Annotated in this window: 14 protein-coding genes and 1 tRNA gene; 14 read left to right on the forward strand and 1 reads right to left on the reverse strand. The window is 31.6% G+C overall.

All coding sequences use genetic code 11. From position 1 onward, the window contains the following. Positions 1-362 precede the first annotated feature (362 nt). Positions 363-755: a SufE family protein gene (locus L8D11_RS00935; protein ID WP_236869805.1), complete on the reverse strand. Its 393-nt coding sequence runs from the start codon at positions 753-755 to the stop codon at positions 363-365. Between the two features lie 88 nt (positions 756-843). Here L8D11_RS00935 and L8D11_RS00940 point away from each other — a divergent pair, with 88 nt between their 5' ends. The 14 genes from L8D11_RS00940 (at position 844) to L8D11_RS01005 (ending at position 11,959) form a co-directional block, all read left to right on the forward strand. After that, positions 844-1,278: an SUF system Fe-S cluster assembly regulator gene (locus L8D11_RS00940; protein WP_236869806.1), complete on the forward strand. Its 435-nt coding sequence runs from the start codon at positions 844-846 to the stop codon at positions 1,276-1,278. A 2-nt stretch (positions 1,279-1,280) separates the two neighbouring features. Then, positions 1,281-2,726: a Fe-S cluster assembly protein SufB gene (gene sufB, locus L8D11_RS00945; protein ID WP_236869807.1), complete on the forward strand. Its 1,446-nt coding sequence runs from the start codon at positions 1,281-1,283 to the stop codon at positions 2,724-2,726. 25 nt (positions 2,727-2,751) lie between these two features. Continuing rightward, the gene (gene sufC, locus L8D11_RS00950; protein WP_236869808.1) at positions 2,752-3,492 is read left to right on the forward strand and encodes a Fe-S cluster assembly ATPase SufC; all 741 of its coding nucleotides are present in this window, start codon (positions 2,752-2,754) and stop codon (positions 3,490-3,492) included. Next, a complete protein-coding gene (locus L8D11_RS00955) occupies positions 3,485-4,636 on the forward strand; it encodes a SufD family Fe-S cluster assembly protein (protein WP_236869809.1) in 1,152 nt (383 codons plus the stop codon). The genes sufC and L8D11_RS00955 overlap by 8 nt, the downstream gene beginning before the upstream one ends. Beyond that, positions 4,629-5,825, forward strand: a complete 1,197-nt coding sequence (locus tag L8D11_RS00960; RefSeq protein WP_236869810.1) for an aminotransferase class V-fold PLP-dependent enzyme — start codon at positions 4,629-4,631, stop codon at positions 5,823-5,825. The genes L8D11_RS00955 and L8D11_RS00960 overlap by 8 nt, the downstream gene beginning before the upstream one ends. A gap of 8 nt (positions 5,826-5,833) precedes the next feature. Beyond that, entirely contained in the window at positions 5,834-6,226 is a 393-nt protein-coding gene (locus L8D11_RS00965; RefSeq protein ID WP_236869811.1) for an iron-sulfur cluster assembly protein, read from the forward strand. A 137-nt stretch (positions 6,227-6,363) separates the two neighbouring features. After that, on the forward strand, positions 6,364-6,942 hold the full coding sequence (gene atpH / locus L8D11_RS00970) for an ATP synthase F1 subunit delta (RefSeq protein ID WP_236869812.1): 579 nt from the start codon (positions 6,364-6,366) through the stop codon (positions 6,940-6,942). Continuing rightward, positions 6,939-8,462 (forward strand): F0F1 ATP synthase subunit alpha, encoded by a 1,524-nt coding sequence (gene atpA, locus L8D11_RS00975; protein WP_236869813.1) that lies wholly within the window; start codon positions 6,939-6,941, stop codon positions 8,460-8,462. Before atpH ends, atpA begins: the two co-directional genes overlap by 4 nt. A gap of 3 nt (positions 8,463-8,465) precedes the next feature. Beyond that, on the forward strand, positions 8,466-9,353 hold the full coding sequence (atpG, locus tag L8D11_RS00980; RefSeq protein WP_236869814.1) for an ATP synthase F1 subunit gamma: 888 nt from the start codon (positions 8,466-8,468) through the stop codon (positions 9,351-9,353). A 27-nt stretch (positions 9,354-9,380) separates the two neighbouring features. Continuing rightward, the gene (atpD, locus tag L8D11_RS00985) at positions 9,381-10,787 is read left to right on the forward strand and encodes a F0F1 ATP synthase subunit beta (RefSeq protein WP_236869815.1); all 1,407 of its coding nucleotides are present in this window, start codon (positions 9,381-9,383) and stop codon (positions 10,785-10,787) included. A 10-nt stretch (positions 10,788-10,797) separates the two neighbouring features. Beyond that, positions 10,798-11,187, forward strand: a complete 390-nt coding sequence (locus L8D11_RS00990; protein ID WP_236869816.1) for a hypothetical protein — start codon at positions 10,798-10,800, stop codon at positions 11,185-11,187. Between the two features lie 105 nt (positions 11,188-11,292). Further along, positions 11,293-11,616: a 50S ribosomal protein L21 gene (gene rplU, locus L8D11_RS00995; protein WP_236869817.1), complete on the forward strand. Its 324-nt coding sequence runs from the start codon at positions 11,293-11,295 to the stop codon at positions 11,614-11,616. Between the two features lies 1 nt (position 11,617). Next, positions 11,618-11,866: a 50S ribosomal protein L27 gene (gene rpmA / locus L8D11_RS01000; RefSeq protein WP_236869818.1), complete on the forward strand. Its 249-nt coding sequence runs from the start codon at positions 11,618-11,620 to the stop codon at positions 11,864-11,866. Between the two features lie 16 nt (positions 11,867-11,882). After that, a tRNA-Ile gene (locus tag L8D11_RS01005) sits at positions 11,883-11,959 on the forward strand. The last annotated feature ends 342 nt before the right edge of the window (positions 11,960-12,301 follow it).

Here is a 12,301-nt window from a genome sequence, read left to right on the forward strand (position 1 = left end):
TATCCAAAGAGAGAATTTTCAAAAAGCTAAATTTATTTGGGATGAAGCTATCCAAGAGATAGCTGCTGCCTAAAATTTAAGGGTCAGGGTTGTGTTGCGGCCATATTTCCATTAACTTGACGGTGCCCTTTATCAAGAGATACAATCGAAAAACCAAGGCTTATTCCAAAGCCGCTGATATGGCTGAATTATCTGTGTATATACATTTCTTCTTTGACGCTATATTTGCTTAGCAATGCCTAAAAATCAGTTTAACCGCCTTGTCAAGTTATAATTCATCCAATTAAAAGGAAGAAGTATCTTGGTCCGTTATATTTTATTTTTTAAAGTAATATTTTTAATATTTTGGCTAAAAGTATTTATCACAAATTTCTGATTTTACTAATCACAGAAAATAATCCGTTGCTTCTGCCAGGAGACAAGTGATTTTTTAAATCCAATTGGTTAAATATATCCATGAAATTTATATTTTGAATCTCTATTCTTGTTTTGTCGGAAAAAATCTTGATTACAATTGCGAGCAAACCCTTTACTATTAAGGCGTCACTATCTGCATAAAAAAATAATTTCCCATCCTCTTCTCTTGAAGTCAACCAAACTTGACTAATGCAACCTGATACTTTGTTTTTTTCGACTTTTTCATCATCATTTAATTTTGGTAGAGTTTTCCCCAACTCAATTATGTAAGAGTATTTTTCTTCCCAATCATCAAATAATCCAAATTCATCAATTAGTTGCTTTATTTCTTTGTTCATTTTGTTATTGACCAGTGTTTACGCTAGATATATAATTGGGACAAAAATAGTGCTATTTTGAAAAAGATTCAATATTTTTATGATAAAAGTGAATAGACTAACTGATTATGCAACATTAATTATATGCGAGATGGCACCAAATAAAAGTGATATTGTTAGTGCAAAAATTCTCAGTGACAAAACAAAAATTAGCGAAACAACTGTAATAAAATTACTAAAAATGTTGCTAAAAAAAGATATCATAAAGTCACACAGAGGTACTGCTGGTGGATATAAATTAATTAAAGAGCTTGACGAAATAAGTATTTTAGATGTTGTTGAAGCGATAGAGGGGGAAATTGCACTTACCCTTTGTGGTAAAAATAATAAAAACAGTAGTAATAATTGTGAGTACACAAATGGGTGCAAAGTTAAGCACGGCTGGAACAAGATTAATAGCTTGTTTATGCTTGCATTGCAGAGGTTTACCATCAAAGATTTTATCGATGATAACGCTTATTTTCAACTTGAAAAAGTGAGATGAATATGACTAATACAGTTTCTGCACATGAAGAGTATTTTAATAAGGATTATAAATATGGTTTTGTTACCAACATAGAGTCTATTAAGCCTGAAAAAGGATTGAATGAAAAGATTATAAAGTATATTTCTAATAAAAAATCTGAGCCAAATTGGATGCTAGAAAAAAGGTTATTAGCTTATCAAGTATGGTTAAATATGAAAGAGCCAAATTGGGCAAAGATAAGGCACCCAAAGATTGATTTTCAGGATATATATTATTATTCAGAACCTAAGATAAAAAAAAAGTTAGATAGTTTAGACGAAGTAGATCCAGATATTTTAAAAACGTATCAAAAATTAGGAATACCAATACACGAGCAAAAATTATTGGCTGGTGTGGCGGTAGATGCTGTTTTTGATAGCGTTTCTGTAGCTACAACATATAAAGAAGCGCTGAAAGAACAGGGTGTTATTTTTTGCTCGATATCTGAGGCAATTAGAGAACATCCGGAGTTAATAAAAAAATATTTTGCGTCTGTGGTTCCTAACTCAGATAATTATTTTGTTGCACTGAATTTTGCTGTTTTTAGTGATGGAACATTTGTTTACATTCCGAAAAACACAAAATGCCCTATGGAATTATCTACCTATTTTAGAATAAATGAGGCTAAGACTGGGCAATTTGAGCGTACACTTATTATAGCAGATGAGGGAAGTGAGGTAAGTTATCTTGAGGGTTGCACAGCTCCTCAAAGGGATGAAAATCAACTCCATGCTGCAGTTGTAGAGCTGATAGCCCTCAAAGATGCCACGATAAAATATTCAACCGTTCAAAATTGGTATCCTGGTGATAAAAATGGAAAAGGTGGAATTTACAATTTCGTTACAAAGCGTGGCTTATGTAAAGGCAGTGGCTCTAAAATTTCTTGGACACAACTTGAAACAGGTTCTGCTATTACTTGGAAATATCCAAGTTGTATTCTAAAAGGCGATAACTCTACTGGTGAATTTTATTCTGTTGCACTTACCAACAATCATCAGCAAGCAGATACCGGAACTAAAATGATACACGTTGGTAAAAATACATCTAGTACAATAATTTCAAAAGGAATTTCAGCAGGAAAAAGTGCTAATACATACAGAGGAATGGTAAATATTTTACCATCTGCAAAAGGTGCAAGAAATTTTACACAATGTGATTCACTATTAATTGGAAAAAATTGCTCTGCATCAACCATTCCATATATAGAGGTTAAAAATAATTCATCAAACATTGAGCATGAGGCAACCACATCAAAAGTTAGTGAAGATCAATTACAGTATTGTTTGCAAAGAGGAATTACTAATGAAAATGCTATATCATTAATTGTTAATGGATTTTGTAAAAATGTTTTAAATGAATTACCTATGGAATTTGCCGTGGAAGCTAAAGCGCTTCTTAGTGTAAATCTTGAAGGTGCAGTTGGATAAAATTTAATATTTATGTCAGTATAGTATGTTACTTAAGGTATCAAATTTAAGTGTTAGTGCAAATGGCAAAAAAATACTTGCCAATTTGAATTTAAATATCAACAAGGGAGAAGTCCATACCATTATGGGGCCAAATGGTACTGGCAAAAGCACCCTTGCAAATGTTATTACAGGAAAAGATGGTTACGATATTACTGATGGAAGAATAATACTGTCTTCTAAAGATGTATCGCATATTACTTCAGATGAAAGAGCTAGACTTGGGATATTTATGTCTTTTCAACACCCAATAGAAATACCTGGTGTTAGTTGGAATAGTTTTTTAAAAGCATCTATAAATTCAGTTAGAAAAGAGCACGGAAAAGTAGATATTACACCTGCTGACTTCATGAAAGAATTGAAAGAGAAAGCAGCGTTGCTTGAGATTGATTATAAATTATTAAAAAGAGATGTTAATCATGGCTTCTCAGGTGGGGAAAAGAAAAAATTTGAAATTTTACAAATGCTATTGCTTGAGCCAAAGCTTGTTATATTAGATGAGATAGATTCAGGTCTTGATGTTGATGCGCTAAGAATTATTGCAAAAAACATTAATAATTTTAGAAGTAAGGAAAACTCAATCATAATCATAACGCATTATAATAGACTCTTAGATTATGTGATCCCAGATTTTGTTCATATTTTTTCTAGTGGATCAATTGTAAAATCTGGCGATAAAAATTTAGCTAAGGAAGTAGAAAAACAAGGTTACGATGGCTTTGAATAAAATAAATACATATCTAAAACTACCGTCTAGAAGAGATGAAAAATGGAGATATTCAGATTTAAAATTATTAGAAATACCAGATATTAAAGCTAGTGAATTAATAAGAGAATACACTTTTTTAACCGAGGATGAAAATTTTTACTATATTGTGCTTTTGGATGGGAAATTTTCCAAGGAAAAATCAATTTTACCAAAGAAAGGGGTGGAAATATATTGTTCAAAAGACAAAATTGTTAATTTTAATAAAGAATTATGGTTTGAAGACAAATATCAAGTATCACAAAATCTAGACAATAAGGATCATGTTGTTTTGATTAATATCAATGACAATATTGATAGACCTATTAAGTTAATCAAATTGATTACCTCAAATTCTACATTTTTTACAACCTTCATAAGATTAGAAAAAAACTGTAGTGTAAAATTTTACGAAGATTTTATACAACATGGCGAACATGATAATTTTATAAACAATGTTACAAGAATTAATTTGAGCGATAACACAAATTGCCAACACGTTATTCAGAAAGATTTTGAAGGTGAGGTTAGATTTATTAACACTCTTGAGATTATTTGTAATGCTTATTCTATTTACGAAAACTATTCGGTGAATGTTAATGATAAATCTTATAGATTTGAATCTGAAGTTCATTTGAACGGTAAGGGTGCAAAAGCAAGTTTTTACGGTGCTAACATAGCAAATAATAATCAGGCATATGATATAGTAATAGACGTAAAACACAACGCTTCCAATACATTCAGCAATCAACATTATAATCAGGTATTGGATAAAAATTCTTCAGGCTCATTTTATAGTAATGTAGAGATATCAAAATTAGTTAGTAAAGTTGAGGCGTATCAATTGAATAAAAATTTGCTTATAGATGAGGAATCTGTGGTTTATTCTAGACCAATGCTTGATATAAATTCTGATGATGTAATATGTTCTCATGGCTCAACAACTGGTGATATAGATAAAGAAGTATTGTATTATTTTGCATCTAGAGGAATCAAACTTAAACATGCAAAAAAATTGATTGTTATAGGATTACTAAAATCTGTATTTTTGAATTGTAAACTAGATGCTTTTGAGGTTGAGGGTTTATATAGACGAATTGTTAATAATACTGAATTTTATGAATAAAATACGCGAAGATTTTCCATTTTTTAATCAAAAAAATTGCGGTACTTTTTTAGATTCTGCTGCCAGCAGCCAAAAACCCAAATGTGTTATTGATAAAATTGTAGAATTTTATTCATATAATTTTGCTAATATTCATAGAGGAATTTATGACTTAAGTGCAAAAGCTACTGAAGATTTTGAAAAAGTAAGATTCCATGTTGCAAAATTTATCAATGCCAATTCAGATAAAGAAATAATATTTACGAAAAGTGCAACTGAGGGAATTAATCTTGTTGCGCACTCATTTGGAAAAAGCTTTGTTACCGAAGGAGATGAAATATTAATTTCTGCTATGGAGCATCACTCAAATATTGTTCCTTGGCAACAGTTATGTATAGAAAGAAATGCTACATTAAGGATAATTCCTATCTCTGAAGATGGGGCGCTTAAATTTGATGAATTCGAAAAACTTATTTCCTCAAAGGTGAAGTTGATTGCAATTACGCACATGTCAAATGTATTTGGATCAATTGTTGATGTTAAAAGGGTAGTGAGGATTGCCAAGAAATATAGAGCAAAGGTTTTGGTGGATGCTTGCCAATCAATAGCGCATATGAAAATAGATGTTACGGATTTAGATTGTGATTTTTTAGTTTTTTCATCTCATAAATTATATGGTCCAACAGGTGTTGGAATTTTATATGGAAAATATAAAATGCTAGATTCTATATCAGTTTACCAAACTGGTGGTTCAATGATTGAGGATGTGTCGTTTGAAAGAAGCACTTTTTTAAATCCACCTTATAAATTTGAAGCAGGTACTACTGCAATTGCAGAAGTTATAGCGTTTGGTGAGGCATTGCATTATTTAAGTTCGATAGATTTATTGAAATCCTGGGAAGAAGAAAAAGAAATTGCAAAATACATAAGAGGTGAGATTAGGAAATTAAAAAATTTCAAAATTTTTGGTCATAATGAAGATGCAAGTATTATCTCAATAACTCACATAAATGCGCATCATTCAGATATTGGTGAAATACTAAATAAAAGCAACGTTGCAATTAGAACGGGTCACCATTGTGCAAAACCACTGATGAATTTTCTTGGAATACTTGGTGTTGCAAGGATATCGTTAGGCATATATAATAACTTAGAAGACGCTCATAAGCTAGTTGAGGCTTTAAAAAAAGTGGATAACTTTTTTGCATAATATTGTCCATGGAATTAAAAGATTTTATAAAACAAGGTAGTGAAAGTATATTCAGAGATTTTACTGAGGAAGAATTAAATAGTGTCAATAAAATCAATGGAACAAGGAATAAAATAATCGCAATACTTAAGCTCATATATGATCCGGAAATATCAGTAAATATTTGGGATTTGGGATTGATTTATAATATTGAAATTTCCTCAAAAAATATAATTAATATAGAGATGACATTGACGTCTCCAACTTGCCCAGTTGCAGATGCAATTCCACAAGAAGTGAAGAAAAAAATTGAGCAAATAATGAAAAATGCAAGCGAGGTTAATGTACAACTTGTTTGGCAACCCAAATGGGATAAATCAATGATGAGTGAAGAAGCAAAATTTATTTTAGATATGATGTGAATCAAGTATATGGGTATTTAAAGTGACAAAAATTGGGATAAATATAAATTTATATTTACAATTTTTTAATAAATGTATAAAAATATTTTATACACGTTTTATTTTTTAATTTAATTACTCTCAAAGAGTGCTTATTGATGATTTATGAAAATGTAATAGTCGAAAGATATGCTTTAGCATTATTTATAAATATGAAAAGGCTGAGTCAAGTGGATGAAGTTTCTAGCGAAATTAATTATTTCTTTGCTCAAATTCAAGTAAATAAATCTGTTGAAAAATTATTATTAAATAAATCTGCGCCTAAAAAAGCAAAGATGGTATTTTGTAATACTTTGCTTGGCAAAATTAAAATTTCAGGTTTATTAAGAAGGTTTATAGTGCTGCTAATAGAGAAAAAAAGGCTATATTTATTGAAAAAAATTATTACTGCACTGGAAAAAATAATCGATAAAGAAAATAATATACAAACGCTAAAGTTGATTTTAGCAAAGCAACAAGATGATGGCTCTTTAGACAAAGTGAAAAATGAACTAACTAAATACTTTAATAGCATGAGTGTTAAGTTCAATATAAATTATGATAATGAAATTTTAGGAGGCATTATCATCAAAAAAGATTCACTAATGCTAGATTTATCATTTAGATCAAGGATTAAGGAGATAAAATTTTTAACCAACAGGCGTAAATTTAAAATTAATGAATTAGGTATAACATGAAAGCTTCAGAAATAGTAGATGTACTAAAAAATGAAATAGCCAATCTAGAGCATAAAGTGGAATTTGAAGAGGTTGGTCAGGTCATAAAAATTTTTGATGGCGTTGCAATAGCATACGGTCTTGATAATGTTGAATTCAATGAAATAGTACAATTTGAAAATGGCGTTGAAGGTATAGTTTTTAACATTGAAGAAGATAATGTTGGGATTGTTATATTAGGGGATGATAAAGATATAAAGGAAGGTGAGATTATAAAGCGAAAAAAACAATTTTTTGAGGCTCCGACTGGTAAAAGCTTATTGGGGCGAGTTGTTGATGCCTTTGGAAATCCACTTGATAATAAAGGGGAGCTTAAAGACGTAATTTATAAAAAAGTAGATGTAAAAGCTCCAGGAATTATTGCTAGGAAATCAGTTCATGAACCTGTTCAAACAGGAATAAAGGTTATTGACAGTTTAGTGCCAATTGGTAGAGGTCAACGTGAGTTAATAATTGGAGATAGACAAGTTGGAAAAACCTCTATAGCAATTGATACTATACTGAACCAAAAAGAAATAAATAAGTCAAACGACGAAAGTGAGAAGCTGTATTGCATATATGTAGCGATTGGTCAAAAAAGATCTTCAGTTGCAAAAATTGTGAAAAAATTAGAGGAAGCAGGCGCTTTAGAATACACAATTGTTGTAGTTGCCTCAGCATCCGACCCAACTCCATTACAATTCTATGCTCCATATGTTGGATGTACAATGGGGGAGTTTTTTAGAGATAATGGTATGCATGCATTGATTATTTATGATGATTTAAGCAAACATGCAGTGTGTTATCGTCAGATGTCGCTTTTGTTAAGGAGACCTCCTGGAAGGGAAGCGTATCCTGGTGATATTTTTTACGTACACTCAAGGCTTTTAGAAAGAGCTGCGAAGCTTTCAGATGAGATGGGAGCCGGTTCGTTAACTGCATTACCAATTATAGAGACTCAGGCAGGAGATGTTTCTGCATACATACCTACAAATGTTATATCAATAACAGATGGGCAAATTTTTCTAGAAACGGAATTGTTTTATAAAGGGATTAAACCTGCTATTAATATCGGGCTATCTGTTAGTAGAGTTGGATCGGCAGCTCAGATAGGTGCAATGAAAAAAGTTGCTGGGACTATGAAGCTTGATTTAGCTCAGTATAGGGAAATGCAAGCTTTTTCTCAATTTGCATCTGATTTGGACTCATCAACAAAAGATTTGCTTGCAAGAGGTGATAGGCTTACTGAGTTATTAAAGCAACCGCTATATGCTCCTTTACAAATTGAAGAGCAAGTGATTTCAATATTTACAGCAGTTAAAGGATTTTTAAAGGAAATAGATGTACGCAACATAAGTGATTTTGAAAATAAGTTGCTTTTTCAAATCAAAAAAGACAAAAAAGATTTGCTAAAAAAAATTAGGAAAGAAAAGAAACTTTCTGAAGAAATGCAGATTGAGCTTACAGACTATTTAAATCAATTTGTAAAACTATATTCTTAAAATATGCCATCGCTGAAATATATAAAAAATAGGATAAAAGGAATAAATTCTACTAAAAAAATTACTCAGGCAATGAAGATAGTTTCCGCATCTAGCTTGAGAAGTGCGCAAAATAGTATAGTTAATGCGGAAGCGTATTTAAAAGGGTTTCAAAGGCTTTTGATAGACGTAAATAATAAAGCTCCAGACCTTTTGGAGCAATTTATTTCTTTATCTACGAAGATTGATAAGTCAAAAACATTGTTTATTGCTTTTGGCTCTGACAAAGGTTTATGTGGTTCATTTAATTCGAAAATAACTAGCTATATTACTTCTAAATTACAGCAAAAAAATGATGCTAAAATTTTCTGTGTAGGCAACAGAATTTCACAATACATGCAGGCGCATCATAAAAAAAATATTGAAAAAAGCGTACCTTTTTTTAGAGAAAATAATAAAAAAATTTCCTATAATGCCTCTGTTTTATTAAGTAAAGAGATTAAGGATGTGTTTTTAAAAGAAAAATTTAGTGAGTGTAGAGTTGTATATACAAAATTCAACTCTGTTCTAAGTCAACAAGTTAAAGACATTAAGTTAATGCCACTGCAAATGGATGAAATAGAAAATACTAGTTATTTTGCAAAGTCTGATGGGGAAATTTTTGAATTTGATAATGATATAGAGCTAATTTTGAAAAAATTGATTGATGATTATATTGCCGCTACCATTTTGCATGTGTGCTCTAATAGTTTAACCTGCGAACATTCAACGAGAATGTTAGCAATGGATAGTGCTACAAAAAACTCAGACAAAATGCTTAAAGAATTGAATTTGCTCTATAATAGGAGTAGACAAGCTATTATTACAAAAGAATTAATTGAAATTATTTCTGGAGCGGAAGCAATTAATTAAATAAAATAATTTGGATGGTAACAACATATGAATAAAGGAAAAGTATCGCAAATTTTTGGTGCAGTATTAGATATTAAATTTGAAGGTGAAGTACCCAATATTCTCAATGCTTTAAAATATAAAGATAAAAATAGGGAAATTGTTTTTGAGGTTGTTCAACATATAGGTGATGGTGTCATTAGAGCGATTGCAATGGATTTGACTGATGGACTAAAGAGAGGAGACGAGGTCGTTGATACTGGTAAGCCGATAACTGTCCCTGTTGGAAAAGAAACGCTCGGAAGAATTATGGATGTTGTTGGTAACCCAATTGATCAAAAAGGGGAAATAAAAAGCGAGAATTATGCGTCTATTCATAGAAAATCTCCCGAGTTAGAATGTTTATCAACTGATACAGAAATTTTAGTAACAGGGATAAAGGTTGTAGATTTGCTAGCCCCATATATTAAGGGTGGAAAGATTAGTCTATTTGGAGGAGCTGGTGTTGGAAAAACAGTATTGATAATGGAATTAATTAACAATATTGCAAAGGCGCATGGTGGATATTCAGTATTTGCAGGAGTTGGGGAGAGAACACGAGAGGGGAATGATTTATATCATGAAATGATTGACTCAAAGGTTATTGATGAAGAGAATATTGCTAATTCAAAGGTTAGTTTAGTGTATGGGCAGATGAACGAACCACCTGGAGCGAGGGCAAGGGTTGCATTAACTGGGCTTTCAATAGCTGAATATTTTAGAGATCAAGAGCAGCAGGATGTATTATTTTTTGTAGATAATATTTTTAGATTTACTCAAGCTGGTGCAGAGATATCAGCATTGCTAGGAAGAATACCATCTGCAGTTGGGTACCAACCAACACTTGCAATGGAAATGGCGAATCTTCAAGAAAGGATTACTTCAACAAAAACTGGATCCATTACCTCTGTTCAAGCAATATATGTTCCAGCTGATGACTTGACTGATCCAGCTCCCGCTACATCGTTTTCTCACCTGGATGCAACGACTGTTCTAAGTAGGCAAATTGCGGAGCAAGGAATATATCCTGCAATTGATCCATTGGATAGTACCTCTCAAGCATTATCTAAAGATATAGTAGGTGAGGAACATTACAAAGTTGCTAGAGAAGTTCAGAAAACATTGCAGACGTATAAATCACTGCAGGATATAATAGCAATTTTAGGTATGGATGAGCTTTCTGAAAGTGATAAATTAATCGTTTCAAGAGCTAGAAAAATTCAAAAATTTCTATCACAACCATTTCATGTTGCGGAGGTTTTTACAGGTTCTCCAGGAAAATTTGTGGCTTTACAAGATACCATAAAAGGATTTAAAGATATTGTTGAAGGCAAATATGACAATATTTCGGAGATGGCATTTTATATGGTTGGTAGTATTGAAGAAGTTTTGGAAAAAGCAAAAAACCTAAAATAAATTGTGAGATATGTCTAAGGGTAAAATCAATTTGAAAATAGTCACGCCTGAGGGGTATGTTGAAGATTCTCGCTATGATGGTATGTTGTTGCCAGGTGAATTTGGAATTTTTGAATTATTACCAAATCATGAGAACTATATTGGTATATTAAGGGCAGGCATTATATCTGCATATAAAAATCATGATTTTGTCCCTATTTTTATAATATCACAATCGTTTTCACGTTTTGATAATAGTACTAACACTTGTGAAATTAATAGTCCATATGCTATAGATGTCACAAATCCAAAGAAAGTAGAAAGAGAATTTATAAATAATAAGCTAGAAGGCTCTAATAATTCAGATGAAAGGGATTTTTACAATTATTTATCTGAATATTTTTTTGTCAATAATGTATAGATGCTAGTTAATACTCTATATTATGGGTATATAATTGTTATTTTAATTGACTTTTTTAACGTATGGTACTAAAAATATGACTTTAACTGAAGACAAAATAAGCAAATGTTAGCTGTAATAGAAACAGGTGGTAAACAATATCACGTTAAGGCAGGTGATGTCATTAAAATAGAAAAGTTAGATGGCAAGCTTGGAGATGAAATAAGCTTTACCAAAGTTCTTGCGCTGTACGATAGCAATAAAGGAAGTGCGGTAAAAATAGGGGAGCCGCTTCTCGAATCAGCTGAGGTTAAAGCCGAAGTTTTAGAGCAGATGAAGAATAAAAAGGTTGTTATTTTTAAGAAGAAGAGGCGCCAAAATTATAGAAGAAAAAAGGGTCACAGACAAAATGTGACTGTTTTAAGAATAACTAAAATAGAGGAAAAATAATATGGCAACGAAAAAAGCTGGTGGTAGTTCCAAAAATGGAAGAGATTCTCATAGTAAGAGGTTGGGTTTAAAAAAATCTGGAGGACAAACAGTTATTCCAGGCAATATAATAGTTCGCCAACGCGGAACTAAATTTTATCCTGGTGATAATGTTGGAATTGGCAAGGATTATACAATTTTTGCTATCACCTCTGGAAGAGTAAATTTTTCTTCAGGCAAGAAAAATCGCACATACATTTCGGTAATTTAATACAATAATGTAAAACGGGTTTGTAGCTCAGTTGGTTAGAGTGCACGCCTGATAAGCGTGAGGTCGGTGGTTCAAATCCACCCAGACCCACCATCAATGTGTAAGCTTTTTCATAAGAGGTTATGCAACAGAGCCTTTTTTCATTTCTACCGAACAAAGTCCGTCACAAGTCCTTGTATGTTAGTTTTTTAAATTTATACAATTATTACAGTAACCATCCAGTTCTATTGTACTATCTTTGAGAGTAAAATTGTTATTACTACAAAGATTTTTAATCTTTTCTAAGAAAATTTTATCACCTATTTCTTGGCACCGTCAAGTTAATGGAAATATGGCCGCAACACAACCCTGACCCTTAAATTTTAGGCAGCAGCTATCTCTTGGATAGCTTCATCCCAAATAAATTTAGCTTTTTGAAAATTCTCTCTTTGGATA

Source organism: Candidatus Bandiella numerosa, assembly GCF_021811875.1.
Taxonomy (GTDB): domain Bacteria; phylum Pseudomonadota; class Alphaproteobacteria; order Rickettsiales; family Midichloriaceae; genus Aquirickettsia; species Aquirickettsia numerosa_A.